The sequence below is a fragment of the Actinoallomurus oryzae genome, assembly GCF_039541955.1.
Lineage (GTDB): Bacteria > Actinomycetota > Actinomycetes > Streptosporangiales > Streptosporangiaceae > Actinoallomurus > Actinoallomurus oryzae.
In genome coordinates, this window is sequence record NZ_BAABHF010000049.1 from 1 (window position 1) to 16,018 (window position 16,018).

At 70.9% G+C, this 16,018-nt stretch carries 13 protein-coding genes; 5 read left to right on the forward strand and 8 right to left on the reverse strand.

The features are described from left to right. The coding region (locus tag ABEA10_RS40840; protein WP_345473738.1) for an ATP-binding cassette domain-containing protein at positions 1 to 152 on the reverse strand (152 nt) is incomplete at its 3' end. Positions 153 to 427: 275 nt separating this feature from the next. Between ABEA10_RS40840 and ABEA10_RS40845 the strand changes: the two genes are divergently transcribed. Together ABEA10_RS40845 and ABEA10_RS40850 are read left to right on the forward strand one after the other, a co-directional pair. Continuing rightward, positions 428 to 1,426, forward strand: coding sequence for a LacI family DNA-binding transcriptional regulator (locus ABEA10_RS40845; RefSeq protein ID WP_329239667.1), 999 nt, complete (start codon positions 428 to 430; stop codon positions 1,424 to 1,426). Between the two features lies 1 nt (position 1,427). Continuing rightward, positions 1,428 to 2,156 (forward strand): (Fe-S)-binding protein, encoded by a 729-nt coding sequence (locus tag ABEA10_RS40850; protein WP_329239671.1) that lies wholly within the window; start codon positions 1,428 to 1,430, stop codon positions 2,154 to 2,156. A 41-nt stretch (positions 2,157 to 2,197) separates the two neighbouring features. Here the strand turns inward: ABEA10_RS40850 and ABEA10_RS40855 are convergent, their stop codons facing one another. Continuing rightward, a complete protein-coding gene (locus ABEA10_RS40855; RefSeq protein WP_345473410.1) occupies positions 2,198 to 3,388 on the reverse strand; it encodes an RNA-guided endonuclease InsQ/TnpB family protein in 1,191 nt (396 codons plus the stop codon). 145 nt (positions 3,389 to 3,533) lie between these two features. Here ABEA10_RS40855 and ABEA10_RS40860 point away from each other — a divergent pair, with 145 nt between their 5' ends. The 3 genes from ABEA10_RS40860 (at position 3,534) to ABEA10_RS40870 (ending at position 6,983) form a co-directional block, all read left to right on the forward strand. Further along, positions 3,534 to 4,907 carry a lactate utilization protein B gene (locus ABEA10_RS40860; protein WP_345473412.1) on the forward strand — a complete coding sequence of 458 codons (1,374 nt, stop codon included), beginning with the start codon at positions 3,534 to 3,536 and terminating at the stop codon, positions 4,905 to 4,907. Further along, positions 4,904 to 5,494 (forward strand): LutC/YkgG family protein, encoded by a 591-nt coding sequence (locus tag ABEA10_RS40865; RefSeq protein WP_345473414.1) that lies wholly within the window; start codon positions 4,904 to 4,906, stop codon positions 5,492 to 5,494. Before ABEA10_RS40860 ends, ABEA10_RS40865 begins: the two co-directional genes overlap by 4 nt. A gap of 61 nt (positions 5,495 to 5,555) precedes the next feature. Further along, entirely contained in the window at positions 5,556 to 6,983 is a 1,428-nt protein-coding gene (locus ABEA10_RS40870) for a rhamnulokinase (RefSeq protein ID WP_345473416.1), read from the forward strand. A 72-nt stretch (positions 6,984 to 7,055) separates the two neighbouring features. Here the strand turns inward: ABEA10_RS40870 and ABEA10_RS40875 are convergent, their stop codons facing one another. The 6 genes from ABEA10_RS40875 to ABEA10_RS40900 all read right to left on the reverse strand — a co-directional run bounded on the left by ABEA10_RS40875 (position 7,056) and on the right by ABEA10_RS40900 (position 15,998). Beyond that, a complete protein-coding gene (locus ABEA10_RS40875; RefSeq protein WP_345473418.1) occupies positions 7,056 to 7,775 on the reverse strand; it encodes a hypothetical protein in 720 nt (239 codons plus the stop codon). Between the two features lie 123 nt (positions 7,776 to 7,898). Further along, positions 7,899 to 9,386, reverse strand: coding sequence for an FAD-dependent monooxygenase (locus ABEA10_RS40880; protein WP_345473420.1), 1,488 nt, complete (start codon positions 9,384 to 9,386; stop codon positions 7,899 to 7,901). Next, complete coding sequence (locus ABEA10_RS40885; protein WP_345473422.1) at positions 9,383 to 10,015, reverse strand: PadR family transcriptional regulator; 633 nt, start codon at positions 10,013 to 10,015, stop codon at positions 9,383 to 9,385. The genes ABEA10_RS40880 and ABEA10_RS40885 overlap by 4 nt, the downstream gene beginning before the upstream one ends. 124 nt (positions 10,016 to 10,139) lie before the next feature. Next, positions 10,140 to 11,843 carry a glycoside hydrolase family 6 protein gene (locus ABEA10_RS40890; RefSeq protein ID WP_345473424.1) on the reverse strand — a complete coding sequence of 568 codons (1,704 nt, stop codon included), beginning with the start codon at positions 11,841 to 11,843 and terminating at the stop codon, positions 10,140 to 10,142. Between the two features lie 65 nt (positions 11,844 to 11,908). Next, positions 11,909 to 13,006, reverse strand: coding sequence for a GH12 family glycosyl hydrolase domain-containing protein (locus ABEA10_RS40895; protein ID WP_345473425.1), 1,098 nt, complete (start codon positions 13,004 to 13,006; stop codon positions 11,909 to 11,911). A gap of 70 nt (positions 13,007 to 13,076) precedes the next feature. After that, complete coding sequence (locus tag ABEA10_RS40900) at positions 13,077 to 15,998, reverse strand: glycoside hydrolase family 48 protein (RefSeq protein WP_345473427.1); 2,922 nt, start codon at positions 15,996 to 15,998, stop codon at positions 13,077 to 13,079. Positions 15,999 to 16,018: the final 20 nt, after the last annotated feature.

Here is a 16,018-nt window from a genome sequence, read left to right on the forward strand (position 1 = left end):
TTCACCAGCGTGGACTTACCCGCCCCGTTCTCCCCGGCGAGCGCGTGAATCTCTCCGCCCCACAGCTCCAGGGAGACGCCCTGCAGAGCCCGCACGGCACCGAACGACTTACTGACGTTCGACAGCGCGAGGATCGGTGGCGACTCGCTCATGCTTCCTCCGGAAGTTGAACGGGATAAAAACGTTTTAACGTGATTGACCTGGGACCGTAGATCTGAGGGCGCGGTGCGGTCAAGAGTCACATCGTCGCGATCTTCCGGAAACGCCACGTTCACTGCATCTCTGACCAGGAAGAACGCCGTCGAGGTAACGAGAAGGTCACCGTCGGACCGGCCGGACCGCCACCCGGGAGCGAGTTGACACGTTTTAATCAGGTCGTTCACAGTGAACGCCAGCAGATCGCGGAGAAGAGGTACCGGCGTTGGGCATGGGCACCGTGGGGATCAAGGAGGTCGCTCGGCGAGCCGGCGTGTCTCCCGGCACGGTCTCGAACGTGCTGAACCATCCCGAGCGGGTACGGGCGGAGACGCGTGACCGCGTCGAGCAGGCCATCCGCGATCTGGGCTTCGTGCGCAACGGCTCGGCGGCGACGCTGCGCGCCGGGCAGAACCGGGCGATCGGCCTGGTCGTGCTCGACGTCGGCAACCCCTTCTTCGTCGAGGTCGCCCGCGGCGTCGAGGACGTCGTCAGCGACCGCGACCACGCGGTCATCCTGTGCAACTCCGGCGAGTCCTTCGAGAAGGAGGCACGCAACCTGCGGGTCCTGGCCGAACAGCGGGTCCGCGGCGTCCTCATCACCCCTGCGGGCGAGGATCTCGCGAGCGTGGAGACGCTGCGCGCCCGCGACGTCGCCGTCGTGCTCGTCGACCACTCGGCACCCGGTGACCTGTGCTCGGTGTCCGTCGACGACGTGGCCGGCGGCGACCTCGCCGTGACGCATCTGCTGGACCGGGGCGCCGAACGGCTGGCGTACGTGTCCGGGCCGATGGCGATCCGGCAGTGCAGCGAGCGGCGGAAGGGGGCGCGGCGCGCGCTGCGCACCGCCGGCCTGCCGGTGCGGGCTCTGGAGGAGATGATCGTCCCGGAGATGAACGCGAACGGCGGCCGTGCCGCCGCCGAGAAGCTGCTGGCCGCCGGGCTACCCGACGCGATCTTCTGCGCCAATGACATGCTCGCGCTGGGCGTCCTGCGCGCGCTCTCCCAGGCGGGAGTGAAGGTGCCCGACGACGTGGCGCTGATCGGTTATGACGACATCGAGTTCTCCGCGGCCGGCACCGTACCGCTCAGCTCGATCCGGCAGCCGACGTACCAGCTCGGCAAGATCGCCACCGAACTGCTGCTGGACGAGTGCGACGACCCGGACGGCCACGCACACCAGCAGATCATGTTCCAGCCCGAACTCGTCGTCCGCGAATCGAGCCGCTGACATGCGCATCGCCCTGTTCGTCACCTGCTTCAACGACACCCTCTACCCCGGCACCGGCAAGGCGGTGGTCACGCTCCTGGAGCGGCTCGGGCACGAGGTCGTCTTCCCCGCCGAGCAGACCTGCTGCGGGCAGATGCACTACAACACGGGGTACGACCGGGAGTGCGGGCCGCTCGTCCGGGATTTCGTTAAAACGTTCCAACCCTTCGACGCGATCGTCGTCCCGTCGGCGTCCTGCGCCGGGATGGTCCGCGAGAACCACGTACGCGTCGCCCGTGCCGTCGGCGACCCCGGCCTGGCCGAGGAGACGCGTCGGATCGGCCCTCGTGTCCACGAACTGACCGAACTGCTCGTCGACGTGCTCGGCGTCGAGGACGTCGGCGCGTACTTCCCACATCGCGTGACCTACCACCCGACCTGCCACTCGCTGCGGGCGCTCGGCGTCGGCGACCGGCCGCTGCGGCTGCTGCGCGCCGTACGCGGGATCGACCTCGTCGAGTTGCCGGACGCCGCCGAGTGCTGCGGCTTCGGCGGCACGTTCGCGCTGAAGAACCCCGACGTGTCGGCCGCGATGGGCGCCGACAAGGTCGCCCGGATCCGGCAGACCGGCGCCGAGGTGGTCTGCGCGGCGGACAACTCCTGCCTCGCGCACATCGGCGGCCTGCTGTCGCGGCTGCGGACGGGCGTACGGACCCTGCACCTGGCCGAGATCCTGGCGGCCACCGATTGACGTCCTCCCCCGCCCTGGAAGGCGGGGGATTTCAACCCGATCTACCCGGAGGTGAGAACAGGTTGAGGTTCGCAGTTCACAGCCCCGCCCAGCGGCTGGAGGGCTCCCCGCGCTGTCACCGTCCGTCCGACGGCGATGTTTTTGGCCGCGTTCACATCCGCGTGATCGACATGCCCGCAGGCGCGACAACGAAAGACCGCTTGGCTCTCACGATTCTCCGCTGCGCAGTGCCCGCAGGCATGACAGATCTGGGAAGTGTACGCGGGGTCGATCTTCTCCACCCGGCCCGGCGCCTTGTGCTCCAGGCGAGTGACCAGCAGGCCCCAGCCAGCCGCGTGGATGGAACGGTTGAGCCCGGCCTTGGCCCGCACATTTGTGCCTGGCGTGGTAATAGTGCCGCGCGCAGACCGCACCATGTTCCGGATTTTCAAGTCCTCGACCCGAATCAAGTCATACTCGGCGGCCAGACGGGTGGAGATCTGCTCCACCCAGTTCTTACGCCGATCGGCCTCACGCGCCTTCAACCGGCCCATCGCCATCTTCACCCGCGCCCGCCGGTTCGACCTCGGCTTTGCGCGCGCCAACCGGTGCTGCAGGCGCCGCAGGCGCGCGGCCTCGGTCTCGCGCAGGCCGGGTACCGACAGCCGTTCGCCTGTCGACAGGGCGGCCGAGACGGCCACGCCCCGGTCCACCCCGACGATCCCGCCCGTAGCCGGTCGTTCGATCGGAGGTGGGATCACCGCGAAGCACACGTGCCAACGGCCCGCCCGGTCCCGATTGACTCGGAAGGATTTGGCCTCATCGGGGGCCTGGCGGGACCAGCGGAACCTCACCCAGCCGACCTTCGGGATCCGCACCTCTCCGGTCTTGCGGGACAGGCGGCGCACGTCCCAATGTTTGGCCCGTCCGCCGACGATCCGGAACCCCTCATGCCGACCCGCCTTGCGCCAGCTCGGCCGCCGATGTGTTCCGGCGAAGAAGTTCGCCATGGCTTGGGCGAAGTCCCGGAGCGCCTGCTGCTGCACCGTCTGCGACCCCGCCGCCAACCACTCGAATGCTTTCCTGGCCTCGGTCAACTGGCGGCACTGCTCGGCGTAACCGGGGGCGGGAGCTCGCCCCGGCCGCCAATGCTGATGCTGCTCGACCGCGAGATTCCAGACATATCGGGCGTGCGCGCAGTGCTCCAGCAGCGCCTGCTCTTGAATGGGCGTGGGCTCAAGCCGGAACTGCATGCCCACACGCTAACGACCACCACCGACATTCCGAGGCAACTTCGCGCGACTAATGAACGAACGGATCGGCGGAAGACCTATGTCCACTAACCAACGGACGGCAGGGGCCGCGCCCCGGGCCGCGCGCATGCCGACGTATGTGGGGATGCCCGCCTTTCCGGACGCCGCGCGGGCGGCCGTACGCGACACGCAGTTGCGCCGCAACCTCGCGCACGCCACCACGACGATCCGCACCAAGCGCGCCGCCGCCGTCGGCGAGCTGGCCGACTGGGCGGAGCTGCGGGAGACCGCGAAACAGATCAAGGACCACACGATCGAGCACCTGGGGCACTACCTGCGCCTGCTGGAGGAGCAGGTGACGGCCCGCGGCGGCACGGTGCACTGGGCCCGCGACGCCGCCGAGGCGAACCAGGTCGTCACCGACCTGATCAAGGCCACCGGCGAGACCGAGGTGGTCAAGGTCAAGTCGATGGCCACGCAGGAGATCGGGCTGAACGAGGCCCTCGACGCCGCCGGCATCCACGCGTACGAGACCGACCTGGCCGAGCTGATCGTGCAGCTCGGCGGCGACCGCCCCTCCCACATCCTGGTTCCGGCGATCCACCGGAACCGGGCGGAGATCCGCGAGATCTTCCGCCGGGAGATGCCCGGGGCGCCCGACGACCTCACCGACGATCCCGCTCGTCTCGCCGAGGCCGCCCGCACCCACCTGCGCGAGCGGTTCCTCGCCGCGAAGGTGGCGGTGTCCGGGGCGAACTTCGCGGTAGCCGAGACCGGCTCGCTCGTCGTCGTGGAGTCCGAGGGCAACGGGCGGATGTGCCTCACGCTGCCGGAGACGCTCATCTCCGTCATGGGCATCGAGAAGGTCCTGCCGTCCTGGCGCGACCTGGAGGTCTTCCTGCAGCTCCTGCCGCGCTCCTCCACCGCCGAGCGGATGAACCCCTACACGTCGATCTGGTCGGGCGCGACGGAGGGACAGACCTTCCACCTCGTGCTGGTCGACAACGGCCGCGTCGCGACGCGCGACGACGAGGTGGGCCGCCAGGCGCTGCGCTGCATCCGCTGCTCCGCGTGCCTGAACGTCTGCCCCGTCTACCAGCGGGCGGGCGGCCACGCGTACGGGTCGCCGTACCCCGGGCCGATCGGGGCGATCCTGTCGCCCCAGCTGCGCGGCACCGGCTCGCCCGTCGACGACTCACTGCCGTACGCCTCGACGCTGTGCGGCGCGTGCTTCGAGGCGTGCCCGGTCGCGATCGACATCCCCGAGGTGCTGGTCCACCTGCGGTCACGCGCCGTCCACGCCCGTACCGAGCGGGCCGCCATGCGGTTCGCCGCCTGGACGCTGCGCTCCCCCACCCGGCTGGCGTTCGGGCAGCGGCTGGCCGGTACGGCCGGACGGGTGCTCGGCCGACGGGGCTTCATCGGGCGGCTGCCCGGCCCGCTGGCACGCTGGACCGACACCCGCGACGCGCCCGTCCCCCCGACGGAGAGCTTCCGTGACTGGTGGAGCCGCCGATGAGCGCCCGTGAGGAGATCCTGCGCCGGCTCGGCGACGCGCCCGTGACCGGCTACGACGCCATCCCCCGGCACTATCTGCGCCGGCATCACGACGGCGACGTCGTGGCCCTGTTCGCCGAGCGCGCCGCCCACTACCGGGCCGAGGTACGGCGGATCGCCCGCGCCGAGCTGCCCGCGGCCCTGGGCGAGACGGACGGCCGGTTCGCCGTGCCGGCCGGGCTGCCCGACGCGTGGACGGCCGAGTTCGACGCCGTGCGAGACGATCCGCCGCTCTCCGTCGCGGAACTCGACGCGCTCGACGGCGTGGTCACCGGCTGCGCGGTCGCCATCGCCGAGACCGGCACGGTCGTGCTCGACCACGGCCCCGGGCAGGGCCGGCGGGCGCTCACCCTGGTCCCGGACGTCCATCTGGTCGTCGTCGAGACGGCCCAGATCGTCGCGGACGTGCCCGAGGCGATCGAGCGCCTGTCGCCGGACCGGCCCATCACGTTCGTGTCCGGTCCGTCGGCCACGAGCGACATCGAGCTGTCCCGCGTCGAGGGCGTGCACGGACCGCGCCGCCTGTCGATCCTGATCGTCGACGCCTGACGCGGGCCGACCGCCCGGGCCCGCCACCGACCTGTGCACCACCGAGCCGGATTGGGGAGACATGCAGCCGCGATCATTCGCCGCCGTGGACCTCGGCGCCTCCAGCGGGCGCGTGATGATCGCCCGGGTGGGCGAGGACGAACTGGCGCTTCGCGAGGCGCGTCGTTTCCCCAACCGCCCCGTACGCGCGGCGGGCACGCTCTACTGGGACGTCCTCGGCCTGTACGGGCACGTGCTGGACGGCCTGCGGAACGCGGAGGGCATCGCGTCGATCGGGGTCGACTCCTGGGCGGTCGACTACGGGCTGCTCGACGCCGCGGGCGTCCTGATCGGCAACCCCGTCCACTACCGTGACGGCCGGGCCGACGGCGTCATGGACGACGTCGTCGCCGAGGTGGGCGCGCAGACCCTGTACGACGTCGGCGGACTGCAGTTCCTGCCGTTCAACACCGTCTACCAGCTGCTGTCCGCACCGGTCCCGGAGTCGGCGCGCACGCTGCTGATGGTGCCCGACCTTCTCGCGTACTGGCTGACGGGCGAGGCCGGCGCTGAGCTGACGAACGCCTCCACGACCGGCCTGTACGACGTGCGCGCCGGCGACTGGGCGTACCCCCTCATCACCCGGCTCGGCCTGCCCACGAAGATCTTCCCGCCGCTGCGGCGGCCGGGCGAGGTCATCGGCACCCTGCGGCCCGACGTCGCCGCCGAGACCGAGCTGCCGGAGTCGCTGCCGGTCACGGCGGTCGGCTCGCACGACACCGCCTCGGCCGTGTTCGCGGTGCCCGCCGAACACGACCGCTTCGGGTACGTCTCGTGCGGCACCTGGTCGCTGGCCGGGGTGGAGCTGACCGCCCCGGTGCTGACGGAGGAGAGCCGGATCGCCGGCTTCACGAACGAGGTCGGCGTCGGCGGCACCATCCGTTACCTGCGCAACGTGATGGGCCTGTGGCTGCTCCAGGAGTCGCTGCGCGCCTGGCACGCCGAGGAGCGCCTGCCGGAGCTGCTCGCCGCCGCGGCGGAGGTCCCACCGTTCGCCGCGCTCGTCGACCCCGGCGATCAGTCCTTCATCCCGCCCGGCGACATGCCGGCGCGGATCGCCGCGTACTGCGAACGCACCGACCAGCGGCCTCCGGCCGGACGCGCGGAGGTCGTACGGTGCGTCCTGGAGAGCCTCGCCCTCGGCCATCGCGCGGCCATCCGCGACGCCGCCCGGCTGTCCGGCCGGTCCGTCGAGGTGGTGCATGTGGTCGGCGGCGGAGCGCGCAACACCCTGCTGTGCCAGCTGACCGCCGACGCCTGCGGGCTGCCGGTCGTGGCGGGCCCGGTCGAGGCGACCGCCATCGGCAACGCCCTGGTCCAGGCCCGCGCCCACGGCCTGACCACCGACCCGCGCGAACTGGTGAGACGAACCCAGAACCTGACCGTCTACCACCCCCGCGGCGACGAGACCGCCTGGGACGACGCCGCACGGCGCGTCGGCCTGTCCTGACCTCCGGCCACACCGTCCCGGTCAGTCCGGCGCACCGGAACCTGGGCGCCTGCGCCTCCAGGTCATCCGGATCTAGCCATGTCGTACCTGATCCTCCGAGGCCTTCGAGACCTGGATGAGGAGGTCATGGACGAAATACGCCTTCACCGGGCGTCCTTCGAGCTCGAACGGCACGACGTGGAAGTACGCGTTGGGCATCCGGGTGGGCTCCCAACCGAAGAACGCCTCGGCCTCCGGCCGCAGGACGGACCACGGGCGCAGATCGTCCGGTGACCGCATCGGCTCGCCCGACCTGCGCACGAACCGCCGGTCGACGACGTACTGCGCGACCTCGGTGTCCAGGCTCGTGTGCTCAAGCCAGAAATCGGGCCACAGCGGAAGGGCGAACCGGTGCCGGCAGGAGCCGCCGCTGACCGGGTCGCCCAGGATCGCCGCCAGGTCCTTGATCTTCGGCATCTCCAGCGCGCTCCACTGATCGGCGTCCTCCACCAGGTGAGCCGGCGGGTCGTCGTAGGGCGCCGGCGGGTCGAAGCGGGCCTCCGGAGCGATGCGGCGCATGACGCCGAGCACGGAGAGCTGGTAGCCCTCCACGGTCAGCGAGTGCGGGGGACGCGGTTCGGGGTCGGCGAACTTCTCACACGACCAGCACCACCACGGCTCCGGTCCGCCCATGCACCCGCCGGTGAAGTAGATCTCGCGACGTTCGTGGCGCCGGTACGGCTCGTCGTCAACGGGCATGCCGTACTGGACGGGGACCAGCGCCCCGTCACACCGTTCGCATCTCAGGCTCATGCCCCCTCAGACGCCACCGACCTCCCCGACGTTCAACGAAGTTCTCTCGCAACCGGCCACCAACGCGCCACGGCCGTGCGTGAGGGTGCCCCTGAACGCGATCGGGCATGACGAGGGACCCCCTCATAGGCGACGCCGGCTCCGGCCGCCACGCTCCGCCGCCGGGCCGAACCAGTGCTCGAGCGCTCGGTCGAGGCCGTCGTTGCCGGTGGTGCTCAGCCAGGCGGTGTGGCCGTCCGGCCGTACGAGGATGGTGCGGAGTTCTGGATGGCCGGGGCAGGCCGCGGCGACGGTGTCGACGCGGCCGGCCCAGCCCGCGGCCGACTCGGGGACGGCGCTTCCTCCGGTCAGGTCGAGGAGGACCCCGCGGCCGGGGGTCAGCAGCGTGGCGAGGTCGGTGGTGCTGTCGCCGACGGTCAGTGTCAGGTTGGGCGCCAGGCGGCCGAGCCAGGGATGGCCGGTGCCCGGGCTCATGTCGTAGCGGGTGTCCAGGCCGGTGATGACCTCGGCGAAGGCCCGGTTGCCGTCAGAGTGGCCGGCGACGCGAGTGAGCAGGTCGATGAGCGGCCCGAGCCGGTCGCCGGAGTTACCGAGCAGCACCTGGGCCTGCGTGTTGGCCAGCACGTGCGCGCCGGCCGCGTGGCGTTCGGTGTGGTAGCCGCCGAGGAGATGATCCGGCGCGTCCCCGCGTACGGTGGCGGCGAGTTTCCAGCCGAGGTTGAACGCGTCGTCCAGGGCGACGTTGACGCCGATCGCTCCGGCCGGCGGATGGATGTGCGCGGCGTCACCGGCCAGGACGACCCTGCCCCGGACGTACGCGGACGCCTGCCGGGCCGCGTCGCCGAACCGGGTCAGCCAGCGCGGGGCGCGCAACTCGACATGGCGTCCGAGCGCGTCGTCCACCGCGGTCTGGAGCAGGTCCAGGGTGACCCGGGCGTCCTTGTCCGCCGGCGGTCGCGGGTCGGTGGTGATGATCCGGACGTAGCCGGGGCGGGGGATGACGAACACCGACCCGCCGGGACCGGTGCTGGGACCGAACGGCAGCTCCCCGGGATCGGCGAGCTCGACGTCGCCGAGCAGGGAGAAGCGGGTCGCCTCGGTGCCGGGGAAGTCGATTCCGGCCTGCTTGCGGACGGTGCTGCGGCCGCCGTCGCAGCCGGCCAGGTACGCCGCCCGGACGCGGTATTCGCCGTCGCGGGTGGCGACGGTGGCGGTGACGGAGTCCGCGTCCTGCTCCAGGACACGCAGCTCGTGCCCGCGCCGGATGTCGGCTCCGAGGTCGCGGGCGTGCGCCTCGAGGACCTCCTCGACCCGGGTCTGCGGGATGCCCAGGGAGTACGGATGGTCGGTGTGCGCGCCGGCGAGGCCGAGCGTCACCGGCAGTCCGGAGAACGCGGCGTGCGGAACCCGCCGGCCCTCGGCGATGAGCCGGTCGGCGAGCCCGCGCCGCGCCAGCACGTCCAGGGCGCGGGCGTTGAGGTTGAAGCCCCGGCAGAAGTCCGGCCGCCGGGGGTGGCGTTCGAGCACGACCGCGTCGACGCCGGCGAGCCGGAGTTCGCAGGCGAGCAGGAGCCCGGCCGGTCCGGCTCCCACGATGAGCACGTCGGTCATTTCCGTCCCTTCTGGTCCGCGGGTGCGGACCAGGTCCATCCCTGTTCGGCCCGTTCGACGCGGGGCCAGAACAGGCTGCCGTCGCGGATTTCGGCGATGGTCCGCCGCGTCCAGTCCCGCTCGGCCTCCCAGGCGTGCAGCGCGCACTCGACCTCGATCATGAACAGCCGGGGCACCCGGCCGGAGCCGACCGTCTCGGCCAGCACGGCCCTGGTCTCCTCGATCCGTGCCTCCAGGTGGTCCGCGCGTTCGGCCAGCGCGTCCGTCGCGCCGTCGGGCCCGAGCGCGCCGAGGTAGGACACCGCGGCCATGAACTTCGGATACTCCGCGACGGGCGTGCGGATGAGCTCGTCGATCCAGTGGACGAACTCGTCCTGGCCGAGCTTGGTGTGCGCGTACACGGTCCGCTCGGGCCGTCTGCCGTCGCGCTCGGTCTCCACCGGCTCGATCCAGCCATGCCGGGCGAGCGCCTCGACGGTGTCGTACAACGAGCCGGAGTTGACCTTGAAGCTGCTGTCCTTGTGCCGTTCCCGCAGAACGGACGCCATCTCGTACGGGTGCATCGGCTGCTCCTGCAACAGGCCCAGGACGGCCAACGCGAGGGTGTTGGACACCTTCCGCTTCGCCATGTGATCACCGATTCCTAATAGTCGGAACCTACTATATGCCCATGGCGGGGGCGGAACGCGCGACGGGCGGGAACGCCTTCCGGCGTCCCCGCCCGTCGCGTACCTCAGGAGACCATCGCGTGCCTCAGGAGAGCGGTGGGTAGGCGTTCTGCACGAGCTGGTGGAACTGGGCGGAGAACCAGTGGCCGGACAGCGGGGCGTCCGGCAGCGCGCCGCTCGGGTTGTTGCCGTTGCGGACGTTGCCGCCGTAGTTCGGGTCGCACATCTGGTCGAAGCCCTTGCCCTCGTCATTGGGGATGGACTTGCTGGCGCCGTCGGACTCGCCCGGCGGCTTCACCCACGCGTACGCGTCGAAGCCGGCGGCCGGGGCCGCGGTCGGGCGGGCGCCGAGCCCCGCGCCGGCCTGGTTGCACCAGTCGCCGACGTGCGGCCGGCGGTCGACACGCTCGGCGTCGACCTGCGTGTTGATGTCACTGGCCGAGCTCGGGCCGGTCGGGCGGCTCGAACCGCCCCAGCCGTTGCGGGACGTGTCGATGACCATGCCGATGCCGGACGGGAAGCCGTCGGAGATGAGCTGCTGGCGGAACGCCGCCCCGAAGCTCGACTCGTCGACGTAGTAGTTCCAGTCCACCCACTTCGACTGGCGGGTCTGGTCGTTGACCGGCAGGTACGGCTCGGTGGTGGGCGAGTAGTTGGCGGTGTTGATGACGAAGCCGTCGACGCTGTTCACCCCGGCCGTCGTGCCCCGGGCGACGGTGGCGAACAGCTGGGCGGCCGGGCCGAAGTTGCTGTCCCAGCCGAGCCAGCCGTGGTGCGCCGCGTCGAGGTAGGTGTAGACGTTGCTGATCGCGTGCAGCTTGTTCAGGGCGTACTGGACGCCCTTCACGTAGTTGCCGTTCTGCTGCATGGTCTGGCACGCGGTGGTCGCGGTGTTGCCGCTGACGTTGGTGACCAGGTTGGGCAGCGAGTCCGGCTCGATGTAGGCGACGATCTTCAGGTTCGCGTACTTCGAGTCGGCCATGATCGAGGCGATCGGGTCGATGTAGTCGCTCTGGTAGCGGCTGAGCTCCGTCGGGCCGAGTTCGCCGTTGGAGGCCAGCGCCGCGCAGTCGCGGCCGGGCAGGTCGTAGATGACGAACTGCGCGTAGCTCGCGCCCTGCGCCACGGCGGCGTCGAGGTGGGCGCGCAGGCCCATCCCGCCGTTCACCCCGTTGATCGCCGCGATGCGGTCGAGCCACACCGCCGTCGGCTGGTTCGCCACCGCGGAGCCGCCGTCGCCCGAGGCCTCGGCGGACCACTCGGGGTTCACGTATCCCTTGCCACCGGTGAACGGGTTGTCGGCGTGGTCGCCGTCGCTCGGCGGGGGCTCGGTCGGGCCACCGCCGTCACCGCCGCCGGAGGTGGAGCCGTCGCAGGTCACGCCGTTCAGCTTGAACGACGTGGGCGCGGCGTTCGTGCCGGAGTAGGAGCCGTTGAAGCCCAGCGACGTCGAGGCGTTCGTGCCCAGGCCGCCGTTGTAGGAGGCGTTCTTGACCGTGACGTGCTTCCCGGACTGGGAGAAGGTGCCGCTCCAGCCCTGGGTGACCTGCTGGTTACCGGCGAAGTCCCACTCCAGCGTCCAGGAGGTGAGCGGATCGCCGAGGTTGGTGATGCTCAGGGCGGCGGTGAAGCCGCCACCCCAGTCGTTGGTGGTGTAGCCGACCGTGCAGCCGGTCGCCGCGTGCGCCGGCCCGGCGGCGACGAGCGTCGAGGCGAGACCGAGCGTCAGGGCGGCCAGCCCCACCGCTGCCGACCGGCCCGCACGCGGGCGATGGACGTGGACATTCATGCGGATGCGTCCTCCTCGGGACTCTGGCGGAAGTACCCCGGGGGTGGGTCCCCCGGGGAGGGGGCTCAGGCGGGTGTGCAGGTGAGCGAGGGCGTGTCGGCGGCGGACCCGGTGCCCTGGAAGCCGAACGTCGTGGCCGCTCCCGGGGCGAGGGCGCCGTTGTAGGAGGCGTTGACCGCGTGCGCCGACCGGCCGCTCTGGGTGACGGTGGCGTTCCAGGCGTTCTGTACGGTCTGGCCGGCGGGGAACGTCCAGTCCGCGGACCAGCCGGTCAGCGTGCGATCGCCGGTGTTGGTGACGGTCACCGTGGCGGTGAAGCCGCCGGACCAGGCGTTGTCCACGCGCAGGTCCGCGGTGCACGCGGCGCCGGACGGCGGAGGCGGCGTCTCTTCGCCGCCGCCCACGTTGACGGCGAAGGACCCGGTGGCCAGCCCGGCGCCACCCTGCCAGATCTCGAACCCGGCCTCGGCGTCGATGAAGTACCAGGAGTTCTGGATGTAGCCGCGCGTCACCGCGTCACGGGTGAACGCGCGCAGGTCCAGGCCGCTCACCGACGTGGTGCCGGACGTGCGGACGTACGCGACGTAGTTCCAGTTCATGCGGGAGTACCAGACGTCCCAGGTGGCGCCGCCGATGGACACGCCGGAGGCGATACGGGACCCGGCGGGCTGGACGCCGCCGCGGCTGTTCAGCCAGATCATCAGCTCGGCGCCGTCCGGGTCGGTCGTGGTGGCCGGCGCGGTGTCGTACCAGAGGTCGTAGGCCACGTCGTACGTGCCGGAGGCCGGCTGGACGGTGCTCCAGTCGCTCGTCACCGCGGGCATCGTGCCGACCTGGACCGGCAGGCCGCTGCCGGTGGTGCACAGGCCCCAGTGGCAGCCCTTGAAGAGGGACGGGTACGACGCGGGCGCACCGTTCGTGGGGTTCGCGTGACCGGAGGAGTCGACGGTGAACGACGTGCCGGAGACGCTGATGCACTGCGGGGTGGCCGCGCCCCACACGTTGTTCTGCGCGATGTACTCGCCGCCGTTCACCGCGACGGTCTGCGTCGCGCCGCAGAGCTGGGTGGCCGCGCGGGCGGGACGCGCGACCGGTATGAGGGCGAGCAGGAGGAACAGCGCACCTAAGACGGTGAGGGCGGCACGGGTTCGGACGGATTCCATGGTGGTACCTCGCGGAGGTGGGGCCCCGGGGACGCGGGAAGCGCTCCCTCGCGTCCCCGGGACCGGCTTGTCACTGGTCGAAGAGCTGCCCGTACGTCGCCATCGCCATGGCGATGTCGGACTGGGCCCAGAAGCGGTGGTAGTTGAACGTCGGGGCGGTCCCGCCGTTCAGGTAGCCCTGCACCTTCGACCAGGCGGGGTCCTGCTTGTACCAGGACCGGATGGACAGGAACGTCGCGCTGGAGTTGATCGGGTCGCCGTTCGGCATGGTGCCGGTCCACCCCGGCGGCACGTACACGCCGTCATGGTTGGTGTTGGACGTGCTGTAGGACTGGGTGAAGCGGTTGTAGTCGGCCCTGGTCTCCGGCACCGAGATGCCGATCGCGTCCTGGTCGTTCGTCCACATGTCGTCCAGGAGGGTCTTGGCGGTGGCCTTGGCCGTCGCGTCGCCGGACTTGGCGCCGTAGTAGGACAGCGTCTTGGCGTACGCCGCGGTCACGCCGACGTCGTTCGTGTAGTCGGCGATCGTGACGTGCAGGCCGGCGTTCGTGCCGGGGCTGGAGGGATTCCAGGTGTCGGGCTGGCCGCTCCAGTGCAGCGTGGAGGGGATCTGGTAGGTCCCGTCCGGGTTCAGCGTGGTGTTGTCCGTGGCCCACGCGACCCACTTGTCCAGCAGCACCTTGGCCGTGGTGTCGCCGGTGACGTAGTAGTACTCGGCGACGCGCTCCATCGACCACGCCTGGAAGCCGAACCACTGGTTGCTCGGCGGGTCGTGGTAGACCGGCTGCCAGTCGTAGGCCATGCCGTAGAAGGTGGAGTCGCCGGCGGGCGGGGTGCCGTACGCTCCGCCCCAGCTGTTCGTCGCGCCGCCGGCGATCGCGCCCTCGGCGGACTGCAGCCACCGGTAGAACTCCAGCTGCCGCTGCAGGCTCTTCTTCCAGTCGTCCACGCCGGTGGCCGACTTCGGGCGCATCGCGGTGTCGTTGACCAGCGCGTACGCCGCGAGCGGGTTCTGGTAGCCCGAGTGGGACGCGCTGTCGCCGATGCGCCAGGCCCAGCCGGCGCCGGTGTCGGTCGCGCCGCCCCAGGCGTAGTACCAGGAGAGCAGGTAGTGCTCGCTGTCCTTGCCGGTGCCGGCCGGGCAGCTCGGGCTCGTGCAACCGCCGATCTTCTTGAAGTACTTGTCGAAGAACGCGTAGCGCAGGTAGTCGCCCATCTTCCCGGCCTTGGCCACGGTCGCGGACACGTCCGCGCCCTTGCCCTGGTCCTTGGCCCAGGTGTCGGCCCAGTACGCCGCCTGGATGGCCCGCGCGTCGGCGTCCGGCGCGTCGGTGTACTTCCACTGCTTGGCGTACGAGGAGTCGCCCACGAACAGGTCCAGGTAGCCGTTCTTGCCGCCGTAGGCGAACTTGTCGCAGGTCGGCTGCGGGATGGTCTCCCAGACCGACTCCTGCGCGCCGCGCTGGTAGGTGTTGATGTAGGACGGAGCGTTGGTCGACGGGCCGTTCTCGCAGCCGCCGCCGGGGGTGTCGCCGTAGCCGTAGACGTTGTCGACGTCCTCGAGCCAGTGCATGCCGTAGATGTCGTCGGTGCCGTACGCGGCCTTCAGCTCAGCGGCGATGGGGTCCTGGCCGACGCTCACGCCGGAGTCGAGCTGCGCGGGGTACTGGTCGGGCAGGTCGTGCTCGGGGGCGTACGTCGCGGGCTTGCTCGCGTTGTAGAAGGAGTTGGTCGGCTGGTCGGCGTGCGTGGGGATCATGTACTTCTCCATCAGCGCCCACGCGTCGTTGAACCTGCTCCAGTCGCCGGTGACCTTGCCGTACACCGCCTGCAGCCAGATCAGGTAGCTGTACGCCTCGGAGGTGGTCTCATGACCCTGGTCCGGCGCCTCGACCATCAGCGTCTCGACCGAGTGGTACGGGATGCCCTCCTTGCTGAAGTAGCCGTTCGCCGGGTCGGTGATCTTGTTGTAGAGCGTGAGGAAGCGGTCCTCGTACGCCCCGTTGGACTTGGTCTCGGTGACCGTGACCGTGGCGGGGTCGTAGCCGGTGGCCTTCGCGGTGAACACCGCCGCGCCGGTGCCGGAGTCGTCCGCGCTGACCGTGACGTTCTGCGCGGTGGACCAGTTCGCCGGGGTGAAGGTCAGCGTGCCGCCGCCGGAGACCGACAGCCCGGTGTTCCCGCTGGTGCGGGTGACGGTGACCGTGACATCGCCGGACGGCTGCCCGGACAGCTTCACGCCGAACGTCCCGCTCTTGCCCTGCTGGACCGCCAGGGCCGCCGGGCTCGCGACGATCGCGGGCCCGCTCACGACGTGCACGCCGACGGGTGTCGACTCGGCCGTGGCGCCCTGGCTGTCGTACGCCTTGGCGTACAGCGAGTGGTCACCGGCCGGCACGGACGTCCAGTCGAACGCGTACGGCGCGGAGGTGTCGGTGCCGAGCAGCGTGGTGTCGTCGTAGAACTCGACCTTGCTGATCGACGCGCCGTCGGCCGCCGCCGCGGTGGCGGCCAGCGGAACCGTCGCGCCCGCGGAGTAGGTCGCACCCGCGGCGGGGCTGGTCAGCGTGACGGTGGGCGCCTGGTGCGCGCCGGTGCACGTCGTGCCGTTGAGGGAGAACGACGTGGGGTCGGCGTTCGTGCCGCTGTAGGTGAAGTTGGCGCCGAGGCTGACGCTCGCGTTCGTGGCGAGCGTGCCGTTCCAGCTCAGGTTGGCGACGGTGACGTCCTTGCCGGACTGGGACCAGTCGCCGCTCCAGCCCTGGGTGAGCTTCTGGTTCCCGGCGTAGGAGTACTTCAGCGTCCAGCCGTTGATCGCCGGGCCGAGGTTGGTCAGCGTGAGGTTCGCGGTGAAGCCGGACCCCCAGTCGTTGACCGTGTAGTCGACCTTGCACTGGACGTCGGCGGCGCGCGCGCTCTGCCCGGCGACGAGCGCGCCGGACAGGAGCGACAGGGCGACCAGTAATGATCGCCATCGGGGGTGTCTTCTCATGTGTTCCTCCTGGCGGGGGG

Bases quoted from the DNA above. Each gene is read 5' to 3' on its own strand.
- ABEA10_RS40895 (WP_345473425.1), bottom strand. From the start codon at position 13,006: ATGGAATCCGTCCGAACCCGTGCCGCCCTCACCGTCTTAGGTGCGCTG.
- ABEA10_RS40860 (WP_345473412.1), top strand. From the start codon at position 3,534: ATGCCCGCCTTTCCGGACGCCGCGCGGGCGGCCGTACGCGACACGCAG.
- ABEA10_RS40850 (WP_329239671.1), top strand. From the start codon at position 1,428: ATGCGCATCGCCCTGTTCGTCACCTGCTTCAACGACACCCTCTACCCC.
- ABEA10_RS40890 (WP_345473424.1), bottom strand. From the start codon at position 11,843: ATGAATGTCCACGTCCATCGCCCGCGTGCGGGCCGGTCGGCAGCGGTG.
- ABEA10_RS40885 (WP_345473422.1), bottom strand. From the start codon at position 10,015: ATGGCGAAGCGGAAGGTGTCCAACACCCTCGCGTTGGCCGTCCTGGGC.
- ABEA10_RS40875 (WP_345473418.1), bottom strand. From the start codon at position 7,775: ATGAGCCTGAGATGCGAACGGTGTGACGGGGCGCTGGTCCCCGTCCAG.
- ABEA10_RS40845 (WP_329239667.1), top strand. From the start codon at position 428: ATGGGCACCGTGGGGATCAAGGAGGTCGCTCGGCGAGCCGGCGTGTCT.
- ABEA10_RS40855 (WP_345473410.1), bottom strand. From the start codon at position 3,388: ATGCAGTTCCGGCTTGAGCCCACGCCCATTCAAGAGCAGGCGCTGCTG.
- ABEA10_RS40870 (WP_345473416.1), top strand. From the start codon at position 5,556: ATGCAGCCGCGATCATTCGCCGCCGTGGACCTCGGCGCCTCCAGCGGG.
- ABEA10_RS40880 (WP_345473420.1), bottom strand. From the start codon at position 9,386: ATGACCGACGTGCTCATCGTGGGAGCCGGACCGGCCGGGCTCCTGCTC.
- ABEA10_RS40900 (WP_345473427.1), bottom strand. From the start codon at position 15,998: ATGAGAAGACACCCCCGATGGCGATCATTACTGGTCGCCCTGTCGCTC.
- ABEA10_RS40865 (WP_345473414.1), top strand. From the start codon at position 4,904: ATGAGCGCCCGTGAGGAGATCCTGCGCCGGCTCGGCGACGCGCCCGTG.